This is a genomic window from Bradyrhizobium cajani, from assembly GCF_009759665.1.
GTDB lineage: Bacteria > Pseudomonadota > Alphaproteobacteria > Rhizobiales > Xanthobacteraceae > Bradyrhizobium > Bradyrhizobium cajani.
Genome location: NZ_WQNE01000008.1, coordinates 131,939 through 149,163 on the forward strand (window position 1 = coordinate 131,939; position 17,225 = coordinate 149,163).

17 protein-coding genes are annotated in these 17,225 nt (G+C 64.8%); 8 read left to right on the plus strand and 9 right to left on the minus strand.

The features are described 5' to 3' along the window. Positions 1-66 precede the first annotated feature (66 nt). Positions 67-849, plus strand: coding sequence for a thermonuclease family protein (locus tag GPL20_RS12850; RefSeq protein WP_157329835.1), 783 nt, complete (start codon positions 67-69; stop codon positions 847-849). A 358-nt stretch (positions 850-1,207) separates the two neighbouring features. Here the strand turns inward: GPL20_RS12850 and cyoD are convergent, their stop codons facing one another. The 4 genes from cyoD to GPL20_RS12870 are packed head-to-tail and all read right to left on the minus strand — an operon-like array spanning position 1,208 to position 5,058. Beyond that, complete coding sequence (cyoD, locus tag GPL20_RS12855; RefSeq protein ID WP_157329836.1) at positions 1,208-1,597, minus strand: cytochrome o ubiquinol oxidase subunit IV; 390 nt, start codon at positions 1,595-1,597, stop codon at positions 1,208-1,210. Beyond that, positions 1,594-2,235 (minus strand): cytochrome (ubi)quinol oxidase subunit III, encoded by a 642-nt coding sequence (locus GPL20_RS12860; protein WP_157329837.1) that lies wholly within the window; start codon positions 2,233-2,235, stop codon positions 1,594-1,596. The genes cyoD and GPL20_RS12860 overlap by 4 nt, the downstream gene beginning before the upstream one ends. Continuing rightward, a complete protein-coding gene (gene cyoB, locus GPL20_RS12865; protein WP_157329838.1) occupies positions 2,235-4,235 on the minus strand; it encodes a cytochrome o ubiquinol oxidase subunit I in 2,001 nt (666 codons plus the stop codon). Before cyoB ends, GPL20_RS12860 begins: the two co-directional genes overlap by 1 nt. Beyond that, positions 4,225-5,058, minus strand: coding sequence for a cytochrome ubiquinol oxidase subunit II family protein (locus GPL20_RS12870; protein ID WP_157329839.1), 834 nt, complete (start codon positions 5,056-5,058; stop codon positions 4,225-4,227). Before GPL20_RS12870 ends, cyoB begins: the two co-directional genes overlap by 11 nt. Positions 5,059-5,308: 250 nt before the next feature. On the opposite strand from GPL20_RS12870, the gene GPL20_RS12875 reads away from it, so the two are divergent. Then, positions 5,309-6,109: an SDR family NAD(P)-dependent oxidoreductase gene (locus tag GPL20_RS12875; protein ID WP_157329840.1), complete on the plus strand. Its 801-nt coding sequence runs from the start codon at positions 5,309-5,311 to the stop codon at positions 6,107-6,109. A gap of 158 nt (positions 6,110-6,267) precedes the next feature. On the opposite strand, the gene GPL20_RS12880 is transcribed toward GPL20_RS12875, so the two are convergent. Further along, complete coding sequence (locus tag GPL20_RS12880; RefSeq protein WP_254125441.1) at positions 6,268-7,602, minus strand: PQQ-dependent sugar dehydrogenase; 1,335 nt, start codon at positions 7,600-7,602, stop codon at positions 6,268-6,270. A 237-nt stretch (positions 7,603-7,839) separates the two neighbouring features. On the opposite strand from GPL20_RS12880, the gene GPL20_RS12885 reads away from it, so the two are divergent. The 3 genes from GPL20_RS12885 to GPL20_RS12895 all read left to right on the plus strand — a co-directional run bounded on the left by GPL20_RS12885 (position 7,840) and on the right by GPL20_RS12895 (position 10,389). Beyond that, positions 7,840-9,030: a urate hydroxylase PuuD gene (locus tag GPL20_RS12885; protein WP_157329841.1), complete on the plus strand. Its 1,191-nt coding sequence runs from the start codon at positions 7,840-7,842 to the stop codon at positions 9,028-9,030. Between the two features lie 146 nt (positions 9,031-9,176). After that, positions 9,177-10,034 carry a VOC family protein gene (locus tag GPL20_RS12890; RefSeq protein ID WP_254125443.1) on the plus strand — a complete coding sequence of 286 codons (858 nt, stop codon included), beginning with the start codon at positions 9,177-9,179 and terminating at the stop codon, positions 10,032-10,034. A gap of 79 nt (positions 10,035-10,113) precedes the next feature. Continuing rightward, on the plus strand, positions 10,114-10,389 hold the full coding sequence (locus GPL20_RS12895; protein ID WP_157329842.1) for a hypothetical protein: 276 nt from the start codon (positions 10,114-10,116) through the stop codon (positions 10,387-10,389). Here the strand turns inward: GPL20_RS12895 and GPL20_RS12900 are convergent. After that, entirely contained in the window at positions 10,386-11,420 is a 1,035-nt protein-coding gene (locus GPL20_RS12900; RefSeq protein WP_157329843.1) for a L,D-transpeptidase family protein, read from the minus strand. The genes GPL20_RS12895 and GPL20_RS12900 overlap by 4 nt on opposite strands. 181 nt (positions 11,421-11,601) lie before the next feature. Here GPL20_RS12900 and GPL20_RS12905 point away from each other — a divergent pair, with 181 nt between their 5' ends. Next, complete coding sequence (locus GPL20_RS12905) at positions 11,602-12,567, plus strand: lytic transglycosylase domain-containing protein (RefSeq protein WP_157329844.1); 966 nt, start codon at positions 11,602-11,604, stop codon at positions 12,565-12,567. 72 nt (positions 12,568-12,639) lie between these two features. Further along, entirely contained in the window at positions 12,640-13,107 is a 468-nt protein-coding gene (locus tag GPL20_RS12910; RefSeq protein WP_157329845.1) for an NUDIX hydrolase, read from the plus strand. Positions 13,108-13,143: 36 nt separating this feature from the next. Here GPL20_RS12910 and GPL20_RS12915 read toward each other — a convergent pair whose 3' ends face one another. The 3 genes from GPL20_RS12915 to GPL20_RS12925 are packed head-to-tail and all read right to left on the minus strand — an operon-like array spanning position 13,144 to position 16,086. Next, positions 13,144-13,527, minus strand: a complete 384-nt coding sequence (locus GPL20_RS12915; protein ID WP_157329846.1) for a cupin domain-containing protein — start codon at positions 13,525-13,527, stop codon at positions 13,144-13,146. A gap of 11 nt (positions 13,528-13,538) precedes the next feature. Then, positions 13,539-14,243, minus strand: coding sequence for an SDR family oxidoreductase (locus GPL20_RS12920; protein WP_157329847.1), 705 nt, complete (start codon positions 14,241-14,243; stop codon positions 13,539-13,541). A gap of 43 nt (positions 14,244-14,286) precedes the next feature. Continuing rightward, the gene (locus GPL20_RS12925; protein WP_157329848.1) at positions 14,287-16,086 is read right to left on the minus strand and encodes a thiamine pyrophosphate-binding protein; all 1,800 of its coding nucleotides are present in this window, start codon (positions 16,084-16,086) and stop codon (positions 14,287-14,289) included. A gap of 221 nt (positions 16,087-16,307) precedes the next feature. Here GPL20_RS12925 and GPL20_RS12930 point away from each other — a divergent pair, with 221 nt between their 5' ends. After that, entirely contained in the window at positions 16,308-17,219 is a 912-nt protein-coding gene (locus GPL20_RS12930; RefSeq protein WP_246250444.1) for an IclR family transcriptional regulator, read from the plus strand. Positions 17,220-17,225: the final 6 nt, after the last annotated feature.

Consider the following 17,225-nt stretch of genomic DNA (forward strand, 5'->3'; position numbering starts at 1 on the left):
GACCATTGGTATCGCCACATCCGGGTGCTAGGAACAAGGCGCACGAGCCATCGATAGCGAGACCGTATGTCCTCCCAGAATTCCTTTGCCCGCGCTTTTGCGCTCGTTTCGTTTTTCGCCTTATCCGGATTGTTGGCCTCGTCCGGGCCAGTCTCCGCGCTGACCGCCGCCGCGACCGTCCGCGACGGCAACTCCATCCAGCTTGGCGACGTCACCTACCGGCTCGACGGCGTCGATGCGCCCGAACTGGACCAGGTCTGCATCGACGATCACGCCGATCCCTGGACCTGCGGCATCGAGGCCCGCGACCAGCTCACGAAGCTGATCAAGGGACGCGTGGTGCGCTGCGACGATGTCGGGCCGGAGAAGAGCTTTGGCAAACGGCACCGCGCGATCTGCACGGCCGAGGGCGACAAGGCCAGCTTGAACGAGCAGTTGGTCAAGCTCGGCTTTGCCGTCGCACGCGAGCCGGTCAAGGCGAATGTCAAACCCGCCGCCACCGAAGCCAAGACGGCTGCGGCAGGAATCTGGAAAGGCTGTTTTGTTGCACCGCAAGAGTTCCGCACCGGCAAGAAGGATGGCGCGCTCCTGGGCGCCGCCTGCCGCGCGGACCGCGACAAGGAAATCCGCGCCGTGCTGTTTCCTGGGGAGCTGACGATGCCGCCGAGCTGCAGCATCAAGGGCAAGCTTGCGGTGCGCGCACGCGTCACCGGCAATATCGGCATCTATCACCTGCGAGGCTGCCCAAGCTATCCGGCGACCACCGCGCCGGACCGCTGGTTCTGCTCGGAGGACGACGCCCAGGCCGCCGGCTTCCGCAGGGCCTACAATTGCCGCCGGCCAAAGTGAACAATTCGTTCACGCAGCCGTGAGTGGTAATCCGAGACCGTATTGATCCGGAATTGAACTCCCTTGGGAGTTGCTGCACTTATGAACATACGCAAGCGCTTCGCGCGGGCGTTTCCTTGGCGGCAATCCGGCTCTGGCCAGTTTGCCTTGCTCGGGCGTTTCCTCCCTAGACTTGGGCCGCTTGTCACCACAAGCGGCTCTTCTTTTTTGTGCATCAATACTAGTCGAGGCCGTCATGCCCGGGCTTGTCCCGGGCATCCACGTTCTTCGCGCCGAAGGGGCAAGACGTGGATGGCCGGGTCAAGTCCGGCCATGACGACGTAGCGAAGCCGGCGCATCACGGCTCATCGGCGTGCCGCTACTGCCGCATCCGCATGATGTGGTCCATCGGCGGCATGTTGGCGTTGAGATTCGCCATGATCCAGACGGTGCCACCGACCACCAGGAACACGACCAGAAGGCCGAAGGCGAGCGCCAGCACGTTGTTGGTGTTGTCCGGGCCTGTGGTGATGTGCAGGAAGAACACCAGATGCACGCCCATCTGGGCGATCGCGAGCACGATCAGCGCCACGGGAATCGAGGGCTGCCAGACCAGATCGGTGCCGGCGATGAAGAACGACGTCGCCGTGAGCAGCAGCGCCAGGACAAGGCCGACGACGTAGCCGAGGATCCGGGTGCCGACACTGTGTTGCTCTTCCTCGCCCGGCGCAAGGTCGTGGCCATCAGGCATATGCGTCTGATCGCTCATACGGCACTCCCAAGCAGGTAGACCACGGAGAAGACCGCGACCCAGATGATGTCGAGCGCGTGCCAGAACAGCGCAAAGCACATCATCCGCCGCAGGATGTCGGCACGAAAGCCCTTTGCGAAGACCTGGGCCATCATGGTGAGGAGCCACAGCACGCCGGCGGAGACGTGCAGACCGTGGCAGCCGACCAGCGAGAAGAACGCGGTCAGGAACGCGCTGCGCGATGGGCCATAGCCGCGCGCGACGAGGTCGGCGAACTCGCGGAACTCGATCGCCAGGAATATGAGCCCGAGCGCGCAGGTCACGGCCATGCCGAGATAGAACCAGAACCGGTTGCGCGTGTCGGCGGCGATGCTGGCCATGCCGCAGGTGAAGCTCGACAGCAACAGGCAGACCGTCTCGATCGCGACGTTCCTCTGCTCGAAAATCTCCGAGCCCTTCGGACCATCCGCGGTCTGGCCGTGCAGCACCGCATAGGCCGCGAAGAAGCAGGAGAACATCACGATATCGGATAGCAGGAACACCCAGAAGCCGTAGGCAGTGACGATCCGCTTCGGTGCCGGGCCGGGATGCTCGATGACGAGCCCGATGTGGTGGGGATCGGCATGCGCGCGGCCGACGGTCTCGGTCATCGCCATCAGACCGCCCCCGCCATGCTGACGAGATTGCGCCGCTCCTCGATATTGGCGCGATCGATGCGCGCGACTTCGGCGGCCGGAATGACGTATTCGTCGTGGTCGCGCCAGGCGAAGGCGACGAAGGTCGCGAACGCGCCGAGGCCGCCCAGGATCACCATCCACCAGATATGCCAGATCAGCGCAAAGCCCATGATGGTGGCGAAGAACGCGCAGACGAATCCGGTCGGAGAATTCCGGGGCATGTCGATGTCATGATACTCGGGCAAATCATGCCCGAGCAATTGCTGCTGGGCGCGAATCTTCATGTCCCAATAGGCATCCTCGCCGCGCACATCCGGATGAAACGCGAAATTGAACACCGGCGGCGGCGAAGAGGTCGCCCATTCCAGCGACCGGCCGTCCCAGGGATCGCCGGTGCGGTCGCGCAAGGCTTCGCGATTGCGGATGCTGACCACGAGTTGCATGATCTGGCAGATCACCCCGATCGTCAGCACGGCCATGCCGGCCGCCGCAACCAGCATCCAGGGCCGCCACGCCGCGACGTCGTAGTGCTGCAGGCGCCGGGTCATGCCGAGCATGCCGGCCGCATAGAGCGGGATGAAGGTGACGTAGAAGCCGAGGAAGGTGAACCAGAACGCGGCCTTGCCCCAGCGTTCGTCGAGACGGAAGCCGAACGCCTTCGGAAACCAGTATTCGAAGCCGGCGAAGGCACCGAACAGCACCCCGCCGATGATGACGTTGTGGAAGTGCGCCACCAGGAACATGCTGTTGTGGAGCATGAAGTCGGCCGGCGGCACCGCGACCAGCACGCCGGTCAATCCGCCGATGATGAAGGTGACCATGAAGCCGACCGCCCACAGCATCGGCGTCGCGAAGCGGATGCGGCCGCCATACATCGTGAACAGCCAGTTGTAGATCTTCACCCCGGTCGGCACCGCGATGATCATGCTGGCGATGCCGAAGATGGCGTTGACGTTGGGGCCCGCGCCCATCGTGAAGAAATGGTGCAGCCAGACCATGAAGGAGATGACGCAGATCGCCATGGTGGCGAGCACCATCGAGCGATAGCCGAACAGCGCCTTGCCGGAGAAGGTCGACACCACTTCGGAGAAGATGCCGAAGGCCGGCAGCACCAGGATGTAGACCTCGGGATGCCCCCAGGCCCAGATCAAATTCATGAACATCATGACGTTGCCGCCGGCCTCATTGGTGAAGAAGTGAAAGCCGAGGTAACGATCGAGCAGCAGCATCGCCAGCGTGGCGGTGAGGATCGGGAACGCCGCGACGATGAGGAGGTTCGAGGCCAGCGTGGTCCAGCAGAACATCGGCATGCGCAGATAGTTCATGCCCCTGGTACGCAGCTTCAGCACTGTCGTGACGAGATTGATGCCGGCCACCAGCGTGCCGACGCCGGAGATCTGGAGCGACCAGGCGTAGTAGTCGACGCCGACGCCCGGCGAATAGGACAGTTGCGACAGCGGCGGAAAGGCGAGCCAGCCGGTGCGCGCGAATTCGCCGACCACGAGCGAGACGTTGACCAGCAGCGCGCCGGTCGCGGTCAGCCAGAAGCCGACCGAGTTCAGCGTCGGGAACGCGACGTCGCGCACGCCGAGCTGGAGCGGCACGATCAGGTTCATCAGCCCGATCACGAACGGCATCGCCACGAAGAAGATCATGATGGTGCCGTGGGCCGAGAAGATCTGGTTGTAGTGCTCGGGCGGGAGATAGCCCTGCGACTGGTAGGCGACCGCCTGCTGGATCCGCATCATGATGGCGTCGCTGCCGCCGCGCAGCAGCATCACCGAGGCCAGCAGCACATACATGACGCCGATGCGCTTGTGGTCGACGCTGGTGATCCATTCGCGCCAGAGATAGGGCAGATGTCCCTTCACCACGACCCAGGCCAGCACGCCGAGGATCGCCACCAGCACCACCGCGCCAGCGATCAGCGGAATGGGCTGGTCGAACGGAATGGCCGACCAGTCGAGCTTACCGAGCATCGTGGCCTCCACTGTGCGGCCGGCCGGCTCCGGACGTGAACTCCGGCCCCGGTCCCGGCGGAATGTGCTGGGTCGCGATCAGGTCGAACAGCCGGGGATCCGCCAGGCGATAGACGGGCCGGCCCCTCTCGACACCCTGCTGCATCAGCTTGGTGTAGCTCTCCTCATTCAGCACGGCATCCGTCTTCGCCGTGTTCGCCACCCAGTCCGGAAAGGCGAGCGGCGAGATCACGTTGACGTCGAACATCATGTCGGGAAAGCCATCGCCGGAGAAATGCGCCGACAGGCCCTGCAATTTTCCCTCGTTGTCGGCGCGCAGGTTCAGCCGCGTCACCATGCCGTTCATGGTGTAGATCATGCTGCCGAGTTGCGGGATGAAGAACGTGTTCATCACGCTCGACGAGGTCAGCTGGAAGTTCAGCTCGGCGCCGGCCGGCACGGTCAGCGCGTTCACGGTGGCGATGCGCTGGTCCGGATAGATGAAGAGCCATTTCCAGTCGAGCGAGACGGCCTGGATGCGGACCGGACTGCCGGTCCCCGGCACGGGCGCTGCGGGATCGAGCTGGTGCGATCCAATCCAGGCGACACCGCCGAGCAGGATGACAGTGAGCGCCGGGATCGCCCACACCACCATTTCGACGCGGCCGGAATAGACAAAGCCCGGCTGGAAGCGCGCCTTCGGATTGGACGCGCGAAACCAGAACGCGAACGCCAGGATCGCGATGATGGTCGGCACCACGATCACGAGCATGATGAAAACGGAATCGACCAGGATGGTGCTGTTCGCGGCAGCGACCGGCCCTTGCGGATCGAGCAGATTCATCGGCGGACCAATGGCGGTTGGGAAGCCCCGGACTGAGCCTAGCGCGAGAAAGCTCCGGCAACAAACGCGATCGCCTGAAAACGGTTCCTGAACCGCAAGGGCCAGCCGCGCGCAATGGGCCGGGCGCAACATGCAATTCCATGTGATGTCAATGACATGAACGCAGGGGCCGCGCCCTTCTCTCCCGGAGGGTCGATTGCTAATCTGCACGAAAATAATGAGACGTACCCGATCCAGGGAGTGAACTGAGATGCGCTTGAAGGACAAGGTCGCGATCGTCGTCGGCGCCGGCCAGAGCCCCGGCGAAGGCATGGGCAACGGCCGCGCCACCGCGCTCACCTTCGCGCGCGAGGGCGCCATGGTCTTGTGCGTCGACCATCATCTGGACTCGGCGCAGGAAACCGTCGCCATGATCGCGGACAAGCAAGGCACCGCCGCGGCCTTCAAGGCCGACGTGACCAGCTCCGCCCACATCAAGGCAATGGTGGCGGATGCGCAATCGCGCTGGGGCCGGATCGACGTGCTGCACAACAATGTCGGCGTCAGTCTTGCCGGCGGCGACGCCGAGCTGCTGCAACTGACCGAAGAGGCGTTCGACCGCGTCGTCGCCATCAATCTGAAGAGCTGCATTCTCGCGGCCAAGGAAGTGATCCCGATCATGCGCGCGCAAGGCAGCGGCGCCATCATCAACATCTCCTCGATGGCGGCGATCACGACCTATCCCTACGTCGCCTACAAGGCGACGAAGTCGGCGATGATCGCCTTCACCGAACAGCTCGCCTATCAGAACGCCGAATACGGCATCCGCGCCAACGTCATCCTGCCCGGCCTGATGAACACGCCGATGGCCGTCGACACCCGTGCCCGCGAATGGCACAAGACCCGCGCCGAAGTCGAAGCCGAGCGCGACAGCAAGGTGCCGCTGCGCCGGAAGATGGGCACCGGATGGGATGTCGCCAATGCCGCACTGTTCCTGGCGTCGGACGAGGCGAACTTCATCACGGGCGTGACGCTGCCCGTGGATGGCGGGGCGAGTGTGCGACGGGGGTAGGTCTTTCTCCCTCTCCCCATTCTTACGGGGAGAGGGTTGGGGTGAGGGGCCGCCTCCGCCAAAAAGGTGACAGCTGGACTCGCGGAGGCTCCCCCTCACCCGCCGCGCTCCGCGCGTCGGCCTCTCCCCGCAAGCGGGGAGAGGCGAAGAGAACTCGCTTAGCGCGAATGCGTCACCCGCCAGATCGTGCCGTTGCCATCCTCCGAGATCAGCAACGCGCCGTCTTTGGCGACTGCCACTCCTACTGGCCTCCCCCACACCTCGGTGTCGCTCACCACGAACCCCGTGACGAAATCCTCGTACTCCCCCGTCGCCTTGCCGTCTTTCATGCGGATGCGGATCACCTTGTAGCCGGTGCGCTTCGATCTGTTCCAGGAGCCGTGCTCGGCGGCGAAGGCATCGTCCTGATATTCGCTCGGAAACTGGGTGCCCTGGTAGAAGGTTATGCCGAGCGAGGCCGAATGCGGCTGGATTAGCACGTCCGGCACCGTCACCTTGTCCTTGAGGTCCGGGCGTGCGCCGGCGTGACGCGGGTCCTCGTTGCTGCCGATGTAGAACCACGGCCAGCCGTAGAACGCGCCCTCCGTCACACTGGTCACGTAGTCGGGCACGAGATCATCTCCCAGACCGTCGCGCTCGTTGGTCGAGCACCAGGGCAAGCCGGTCTGCGGCTGGACCGCGAGGCCGACGCAGTTGCGGATGCCGGTGGCGTAGATCTTCCGCTCCTTGCCATCCGGATTGAAGGCGAGCACAGCGGCACGCTCGGTCTCGCTGGCCCAGGTGGCGCCAGGCGGTTGAGCCTTTGACCACGCCTCCAATCCCCCCGGCGGCGTGCCCATGCCCTCGGCGACGTTGCTGAGCGAGCCGACGGACACCAGCATGCGCTTGTTGTCCGGCGTGAACACGATGTCGCGGGTGGAATGGCCGCCGCCATGCAGGCTTGCCACGATCGTCTCCGCCCTGCCGCGGGCCTTGAGGTCGCCGGCCTGATAGGGAAAGCGGACGACACTGTCGGTGTTGGCGACATAGACCCATTGCGGATTGTCGCCGTTCGGAAAGAAGGCGATGCCGAACGGCTGCCTCAGGCCGCTGGCAAAGACTTCGTTGGTCGCGACCTTGCCGCCTTCTCCGGTGCGCAGCACGCGGATGGTGCCCGCGCGCGTCTCGGCGACGAAGACATCGCCATTCGGCGCGACCCGCACGATGCGCGGCGCGCGCAAGCCTTCGGCGAACAGCTCGATCTTGAAGCCTGGCGGCACCTGGAGCGCGGCCTCCGGCGGACGCGGCACCACGCGCGACGTGCTCGCGACCGACCGCGTGGCGCCGGGCCGGACCAGATCCTGCGGCCGGATCAGCCTGACCGTGCCGGGCTTGTCGGCCCGCCAATCGCCGTAGGCGTCCTTGCCTTGCAGCACCGGCTCGGCCCGCGCGCCGGCCACAACCGCGACCAGCAGCCCCGTGGACATCGCCACCAACGAGATCCTGTTCTTCACGTCGTCTTCCTCCCCGCCTGCGCGTCTCAATCATCAACGCCGATCGACCTGCAAACGTTCTGCGACAAATCCTGCGCCTGCCGAATCCCACCTCAGCCCATGCCCGCACGATGTGCAGCAGCGGCAGCCCATCATACTGGAAAATGCGGCTGATCGGTGCGACACATTGCGGGGGCGGCGACCGCCGGCCGCGGTCATCGAGGCTGCGGCGTTGATACCGCGACTGACGGGATGAGCATGTGGGGATCCATCGTATCGGAATGGGCGAGCCTGCTGCTGCGCTGGCTGCACGTGGTGGCGGCGATCGCGTGGATCGGCAGTTCCTTCTATTTCATCGCCCTCGATCTCGGCCTTAAGCCCAAAAGCGATCTGCCCGATGGCGTGCAGGGCGAGGCCTGGCAGGTCCATGGCGGCGGCTTCTACCGGATCATGAAATACCTGGTGGCGCCGAGCCAGATGCCGGACGAGCTGACCTGGTTCAAATGGGAGGCCTACACCACCTGGCTGTCCGGCTTCGCGCTGATGGTGGTGGTGTATTATCTCGAGGCCGACCTGTTCCTGGTCGACAAGTCGATCCTCGACCTCACGCCTTTCCAGGCCGGCCTGTTCAGCTTCTGCAGCCTCGCGCTGGCGTGGCTGCTTTATGAAGCCGCCTGCCGCACCGGGCTCGCGCAGCGCGAGCTGCCCTTCGCCATCGGCGGCTACCTGTTCCTGGTCGCGCTGACCTACGCCTTCACCCATGTCCTGAGCGGCCGCGGCGCCTTCAACCAGATCGGGGCGATCATCGGCACCATCATGGTCGCCAACGTCTTCGCGCTGATCATCCCGAACCAGAAGAAGATCGTGGCCAGCCTAATCGCAGGACAGACGCCCGATCCGAAGCTGGGCAAGGCCAGCAAGGAGCGTTCGGTCCACAACAACTACCTGACGCTTCCCGTCGTCGTGCTGATGATCAGCAACCACTATCCCCTGCTCTACGCCACCCGCTTCAACTGGATCATCGTCGCGATCATCCTGGCGCTCGGCCCGGTGATCCGCCACTTCTTCAACGAGCGCCATGCCGGGCGCAGATCGCCATGGTGGGTGTGGGGCGTGGCAGCAGCCGGCGTGATCGCGATCCTGTTCCTCTCCGCGGCAGGTCCGCGCGAGGTCAAGTCCGGCGCGCTGACGGCGCAGCCGACGCTTGCCAATGTCGAGGAGATCGTGATGTCCCGCTGCAGCATGTGCCATGCGGCCGAGCCGGTCTGGGCCGGCATCGTGACCGCGCCGAAGGGCATATTGCTCGATGCGCCCGAGCAGATCCATCGCAACATCCGCCTGATCGGCCGCGTCGCCGCCTGGTCCAATGCGATGCCGCCTGGCAACATCACGGAAATGACCAGCGAGGAGCGCGCGCTCCTCGCCGCCTATATCGGGCAGGCCCGCTGATGCCGTCGCGCGTCGAGATCATTTCGCGGAATGAAATTCCGCATCTCCCACTGAATTGAAAATGACTTGACCGCCTATCCGGCGTAGACAGGACCGGCGGCCGCCGGCGCGGCCTGAAATCAGCTTGCATTCGCGGGGAGAGAGCAGTGGCCCTCAACAACGTCATCGGTATCGATCACGCCGTGGTCATGGTGAAGGACCTCGACAAGGCCGCCGAGAACTACCGGCAGCTCGGCTTCACCGTCTCCCCGCGCGGCACCCACAGCGCCCATATGGGCACCGGCAACTACACCATCATGTTCGACCCGGACTACATGGAGCTGCTCGGTGTGCTGACCGCGACCGAGCACAATGCGCCGGCCCGCACCTTCCTTGATACACGCGGCGAGGGTATCGAACGCATCGCCTTCACCGCGGTCGATTCCGCCGCCGGCGCGGAGGAGATCCGCGCGCGAGGCCTGACGCCGATCGGCCCGACCGATTTCGAACGGCCTGTCACGCTGCCGAACGGCACGGTCTCGGCGGCAAAATTCCGCACCTTCATGTGGCCGACCGCGGAAGCGCCGGGTGGCGTGCGCATCTTCGCTTGCCAGCACAAGACCCGCGAGACGGTGTGGATCCCCGAGCTGATGACGCATGCCAATGCAGCGAGGCGGATCAAGCAGGTGTTGATCGCAGCGCCTGAGCCGGCGAACGAAGCCGCACATCTCGGCCGCCTGATCGACCGCGAGCCGACGACCGAGGCCGACGGCGCGGTCACCGTGCCCTCCGGCGGTGAGCGTGCCGACTTCGTCTATCTGACGCTGGACCAGCTCGGCAAACGCTATCCCGGCGTGCCGCTCACGGGCCTCTCCGAACGCGGCGGCGCGGCGCTGGTGCTGGTGAGCGGCGATCTCGCGGCCACCGAGAAGGCGCTCGGTTCGGCCGCTGTGCGCAGCGGGACCGCGATCTGCGTGCCGCCGGCCAAGGCCAACGGCACCCTGCTCGCCTTCATTGCCGGCTGATTCTAACTAATTCTTTAACGAGCGTTTACCGGGCAGGCCTAGGATTTCCAGGCATTTCACGCTGCCCGAGGCCAAACGCATGTTCAAAGAGGAATCGCCGATCGCCTATGACGCGCCGGCCGAACTGAAGAAGTGGCCGTCGCTGAAGGGTGAGAGGCAGAAGGACCGAGGTCCGCCCTATCTCGTCTACAACGGCACACTCGCCGAATGCGTCCGCGAGCTGATGGGCAAGCCCATCAAGGGCATCTCGCTCTACGACATCATGACCAGGCCGCAAGCCGCCTTCGACCAGACCGTGCTGTCGCCGGGCGATGCCGCCGAGATCGCGATGCGCAAGGATTTCCCCAGGGACTAGTTCGAGGCGCGACTGGCGGCAGGCTTGCCCTGCTGCTTCGACGACGACTCCGTCGCGACATCGAGGAAGACGACGGGCGTGCCGCGCTTCACGTTCTCGCCGAGCGCACGCGCGTCCCAGTTGGTGAGCCTGATGCAGCCGTGCGAGGCCGTCTTGCTGACCTTGTCCGGCTCCGCAGTGCCGTGGATGCCGTAGCCCTGCGCGGACAGGCTGATCCAGTACGACCCCACGGGATTGTTCGGACCCGACTTGATGTCGAACGGCCTTTTCGATTTGACGCTGCTGAACTTGTACGCGGGATTGTAGTGGTAGGTCGGCTGCTCGTTGGTGCCGGTCACCTTCAACGTTCCGGTCGGCGTCGGGCGATCCGGGCTGCCGATTGACGCCGGGTAGAACGCGACCAGACGACCGGAGTCCTCGAAGGCTTTCAACGTCGCCCGCGTCTTGTCGATCTCGATCCGCGCAATGCGCGGAAGCTCCCGTCGCGCCGGAAGGTTAGCCACGAGAATCGTCTCGCCGGCCTTGTCGAAGGCCTTGCCGGGATTGAGCGCCTTCAACAGCGCTTCGCTCATGTGGAATTTCTCGGCGAGCCCTTCGAGCGGACTGGTGTAGCTCAACGCCTCCAGCGACTTCATGTCCTCGAGCCTGGCCGGCAGTTTCTTCAGGAAAGGGCCCTTCACGTCTGCGTCGGTGATCTTGTAGTCGACGACGGCAGGACCTTCACTCGCCGCGCTCAACCTGTCCCAGAGTTCGGGCGCTATCCCCTTGTCGGAGGCGATGCCGTTCTGCTCAGCGAATGCCTTGAGCGCCTTCTGCGCGTTCTCGCCGAGCTTGCCGTCGATCTGGCCGGGAGAAAATTGCGCACGATCGAGCAGGATCTGAAGCTTCATCACCGAGGCGTTGATCTTGTCGGTGGAAGGCTGCTTTTCGGGACGCACGGCGTCATTCACCGCTGCCGCATCGAGAGTGCCTGCCGGCGCCGGGCAGATGAACCACAGCGACATCACCGCGCCAAGCATCCATCGCATCATGATCGCTCGTCCCAATTGGCAAATGATCCGCAAGACCGCGGGAAGTTTCTCTTTGGGAACACCGTAGTAACACCGTAGCGACCGGTGGGATCGCAGCTTTGCCGCAATCACGCGGTTAAGACCTTCTTATCGCCGGCGCATTGCTGGCCGTTCATCCCACAGTTCGAGGTTGACCCAGCAAATGCGATTTGTCGTCGCGGCTTGCGCTGCGTTTCTGATTCTGATGTGCGACCTCGATCCGTCGGCGTCTCCGCAAACATCAACTTTCGACGACGCCGTTCCTCAGACGAACAATCAGGTCTCGTCACTTGTTCCAATGGTTGAGCTCTTCCTTGCGAGCGTGCAGGCAATCGAGCTTGCGAACGCGCGCGCAGCCCATGAGGAGATGCCTGAGCCGCCGCGCGCGATCGAAACTGTCGTGCAGCCGCCGCCGTCACCGACCGAACAATTCTGCCATGCGCTTCGTGAAGCGGCCGAGGCCAGCGGCATCCCGGTGCCGTTCTTCGCCCGCCTGATCTGGCAGGAGAGCCGCTTCAAGTCCAACGAGGTCAGCCAGGCCGGCGCGCAGGGCGTTGCGCAGTTCATGCCGGGGACGGCGGCTGAAGTCGGGCTCGATGATCCCTTCGATCCCATGAAGGCCCTGCCCGCATCGGCCAAATTCCTGCGCAAGCTGCGCGACGATTTTGGCAATCTCGGCCTCGCTGCCGCCGCCTACAACGCCGGCCCTGGCCGGATCCAGAAGTGGCTTGCCAGGGAGAGCGAGCTGCCGCGCGAGACGCGCGACTACGTCCGCATCATCACCGGCACCAGGGCCGAGGACTGGACCGAGCGCGCGGAGGCACTCGCGATCCGGATCGACCTGCCGCGCGAGGCGCCTTGCGAAGGCATTGGCAGTCTTTCGAAGACGAAGGACGTCGCCTGGGTTCCGGTGAACCTGACGCCGTCTGTCACGACCATCATTCGCAAGGCCGAGCAACTCGCCGCGCGTCTGACGACGAACCGGGCACGCAAGCGGTTTGCACTGCTACTGCGCAAGAACCCTACGGCTCACGGCAAAGCACGCCTCATGATCGCGGCACGCGTTGCCGGAAAACGCGCAAAGGCCCGCGCCGTTCGCCTCGCATCGCGCGAACGGCCTTCGGGCTAGTGCAAGCGTCGGCTACCAACCTGTGTTAAAGCGCCCCAACCCGCGCGGCGACGCGACAACACGGAACCCGCAATGCCCTCGAAGAGCGCCGGAATACTGCTCTACCGGATGCGACCGGACATCGAGGTCCTGCTGGTTCATCCCGGCGGGCCGTTTTGGCGCAACAAGGACCTTGGCGCCTGGTCGATTCCGAAGGGCGAATATTCGGACGGACAAGATGCCGAGGCCGCCGCGCGACGCGAGTTTGCCGAAGAGCTTGGTGTGGAGGTGACGGGACCGCTGACCACCCTGGGTGACATCAAGCAGCGCGGCGGCAAGACCGTGACCGCCTTTGCCGTCGAGTTCGACATCGACACGCGGAGCATTCACAGCAACACGTTCGAGCTCGAATGGCCGCCGCGCAGCGGAAAACGCCAAAACTTTCCCGAGGTCGATCGCGCCGAATTCTTCGCGCTGGATGAGGCGGCCAGGAAGATCAACGAAGGCCAGCGCCCGCTGCTCGAGCGGCTGGCGCGGCTGCTCCGCGGCGGAAGGGGCTAGGCGCGGCGCTCGCTGACCGTTGCGCGCCCCTGCCGCTCACACCGGCTTGTCGTCGTCGGTCACCGGCGAGGTGACGACCAGGAAGACGAGATCGGTCAGGCCGGAATTCGAAATGGCGTGCTCGACGCCGGGCGGCAGGAAGATCACGTCGTGCTTGCGCACGACATGGTTCTTGCCGGCGATCTCCATCAACCCCTCGCCGTCGAGCACGTGATAGACCTGCTCTTGCACCTTGTGATGGTGCCGCGCGACATAGGCCATCGGCTGGTACATTGAGATGCGGTAGTCGATGCGGCGCGAGCCCGCGGTCTCCGGCATCACCAGTGGTTTCGACAGCGCGCCACCGAAGTGATTTGGAAATTCGCGCCAGGGTACCTCGGCGATGTTGCGGATGAAGGCGCCGCGAGTTTCCTCGGCCATGATCGTGCTCCCTAATTCACCAATGCGCCGCCGTCGAGATAGACGATCGAGCCCGTGGCAAAGCCGTTGGTCATGAAGCCTGCGATTTGATGCGCGATGTCCTCGGCTGCGCCGACGCGGCCTACCGGCAGCGCCGCGGCAGTCCTGGCCAGCATCTCCTTGCGCGCGGCCTCCGGCATCGCGGCCCGGATCGGCGTGTCGATCACGCCGGGCGACACCGCATTCACCCGCACTGGTGCAAGCTCGAGCGCCAGCGCACGGGCCAGCGATTCCAGCGCGCCATTTGCCGCGCTGATGATCGCCGAGTTCGGGCGCGGCCGGACGCTGAGGAACCCGGTGACCAGCGTCAGCGAGCCGCCCGGCCGGATCTCCGCCTCGCGTGCGACGCGCCAGGCGCCCCAGAACTTGCCTTCCATGGTCGCGCGAACGTCCTCCATCGCGACCGACTTGAACGGCCCGGTGCGAAGTTGCGCGGCCGTCAGCACGACGTGATCGACGGGACCGGTGCGGCGAAACAGCTCGGTGACACTCTGGTCGCTGGTAACGTCGGCGGGAACGGCCGTCACCTTCAGCCGCTCGGCCACGGGATCGAGCTTGGCGGCGCTGCGCGAAGCGATGATGACGTCCGCGCCCTGGCTCTTGGCGAGCTCCGCTGTTGCGAGCCCGATGCCTGAGGAGCCGCCGATCACGACGACCTTCTTGCCTGCGAGCGTCATTCCGATCTCCCCGATATCTTGATTGGTGTTTTGCAGGCCGCCGTCAGCCCGGCAGGAAGCGCGTGCCGATGCCGGGCTTGCTCTGGCCGAGACCTGGCAATTCCCACACGCCGGCACCGGCCGGGTTGACGTCGGCGGCGATGTCGACGTCGATCAGGTAGGGCCTGTTGGCGGCGATGCCCTTGCGGATCGCCTCGCCGAGATCGCCGGCGCGATCGACCCGCACGCCCTCGACGCCGCAGGAGCGCGCCATCGCCGCGAAATCAGGATTGTAGCGCTCGCCCGTCTCCGGATGCTTGAAGTCGGTCGCGAGCTCGCGACCGCCGAGATAGCCGCGCTGGAGCCCGCGGATCGAAGCATAGGCGTAATTGTTCCAGACGACCCAGACCACCGGCAGATTGTATTCGACCGCCGTGCCCAGCACGTTTGCATGCATGAAGAAGGCGCCGTCGCCGCAGACCGACACGCAGGGCCGATCGGGCGCGGCAAACTTTGCGCCCATCACGCCGGCGACGCCAAAGCCCATCGGACCAAAGCCCATCGAGCCGATCAGCGAGTCCGGCCGCTTCGGCTTGCAGAAGCCGAGCAGCCAATTGTGGTGCACGCCGATGTCGGAGACGAGGATGGCGTCTTCGGGCAGCGCCTTGTCGATCTCGGCGGCGGCGCGCTGCGGATTGATCGGCGTGGTATCGTCGGAGAAGCCGGGCGCGACGAACTTGTCCCATTCCTTGCGAAAACCATCGATCTGCGCCAGCCACTTCTTGCGCGCGTCGGACTTCCTGAACAAATTGTCGCGACGATCAAGCTCGGCATGGACCTGGCGCAGGAACGTGCGAACGTCGGCCATGAGGCCAAGCGCGACGGGATAGTTGCGGCCGATCTCCTCGGGATCGATGTCGACATGGATCAGCCGCGTCGGCGGAATGGTGAAGGAATAGCCGGGAATCCACGAGCTCGAGGTGCGGTCGTCGAAGCGGACGCCGAGCGCGAGCAGCACATCGGCCTGCCGCGCGGCGTGATTGGCCTGGTAGTGGCCGGCACGCGCAACGAGGCCGAGCGCCAGCGGATGATTGACGTCGAGCGCACCGAGCCCGCTCGCCGATGCCGCCACCGGAATCTGAAGCCGCTCGGCAAGCTTGCGCAGCTCGTCCGCGGCCCCGCCATAGCGCACGCCCTGGCCGACCAGCATCACCGGCCGCTCGGCCGAGAGCAGCATGTCGACCGCCTTCTCGACACCTTCCGGATCGGCGCCGCAGCGGCTGGAGATGTTGGCGTTCCACGCGATCGCGTTCGGCGCTTCTTCGGCGGCCGATTCCATGAAGACATCGAAGGGCACGTCGACCACCACGGGCCCGGGCCGGCCCGTGATCATGGTCTTCCAGGCCTGCCGCACCGCAAGCGGCACCATCTCGCCGCGCGTCGGCTGAAACACCTTCTTGCACATGGTGCGGACCGACGACGGGAAGTCGGCCTGATGGTGCCGATACATCTCCTGGAACGCACCACGATTGAACTGGCTGGTCGGCACGTTGCCGGTGATCGCCATGAACGGTACGGAATCGAGAAATGCGTTGGCGAGCGAGATCGGCAGATTGGCGGAGCCCGGTCCGCACGAGGTGAAGGTCGCCGTCGGCCTGCCCGACACACGATAGTAGACGTCGGCCATGAAGCCCGCGACGCTCTCGTGATGCACGGAGATCGTCTTGATCTCCTGCGAACGCTCGTACAGCGCATCGATGAACTGGATGTTGCCGTGGCCGCAGAGGCCGAACACCTGCGGCACCTTCTCCTGGATCAGATAATCGACAATGACCTGGGCGCCATTCAGCATGTTTTTCGACATCAACCGTCTCCTGCCGGCCCGCGGCTTCTTATCGACCGATGGAGAACATGACGGTCGCCGCTGGGCCGCCGGCACCCTACTTCTCATAATGCTGTACGTCAATTTATATTGTGGTAGGCTACTGACCTGAGGAGATGCGGGCTCGACTCCGCCGGTTGCGTCGTTGCGTGCTAATGTCGACGCACCGAGTCATGACGGATTTGCCAGAGGGGGCCTTGTCCTTGAGATCGCGTACCAAGCCTACGACCGGCGAGAAACCCGCAAGCCCGCGCAAGTCCGCCATTGCCAAACTGGTCCCTGCCCCCAAGGCCGATGGTGACATTGAGGCCGACGACAAGCAGCGCGGCGGCGGTGTCCAGTCGCTCGGCCGCGCCTTCTCGATCCTCGAAGAAGTGGCGCGTCATCGCGAAGGAATTGGACTGGCGGAACTGAGCAAGCTGGTCGGCCTGCACAACTCGACGACCTTTCATCTCGCAAAGACGCTGGTCTCGCTCGGCTACCTCCGCCAGGAAAAGGACAACAAGCGCTACCGCATCGGCCGCCCCTTGTTTGCGCTGGCGGCCTCCGCGCTCGACGAGATCGAGATGGTCAATGTCGCAACGCCTGTGCTGGAGGAGCTGTCGCGCCAGACCGGCGAAAGCAGCCATTTTGCCGTGCGGATGGGCGATGCCGTGATCGTCATCGCCCGCACCAGCGGCCCCGGCGCGTTTCAGCTGACCGACCGTGTCGGTGTGGTGCGCCCCGCCCATTGCACCGCGCTCGGCAAGATCATCCTGGCGTCGCTTCGACCCGATCAGTTCAAGCGGTTCCTCGATCGCGCGGAGCTGAAGCCGTCGACGCCAAAATCCATCACCGATCCCGGCGTGCTCATGCGCGAGATCGCCGAGGTGCAGCGCACCGGCGTCGCGTTCGACGACGGCGAGTTCAATCCGGAAGTGCGCTGCGTCGCCGTGCCGGTGACCGATTTCACCGGACAGGTGATCGGCGCGCTCGGCATCTCCGGGCCGATCTGGCGGCTCTCCAACCAGGCGCTGCACGCCGGCGCGCAGGTCGTGCAGGCGGCCGCCGATCGTCTGTCGGCCGAATTCGGCGCCAAGGACCGGGCGCACAAGGCGTTCCAGCAGAAAGTCTAGGACGCG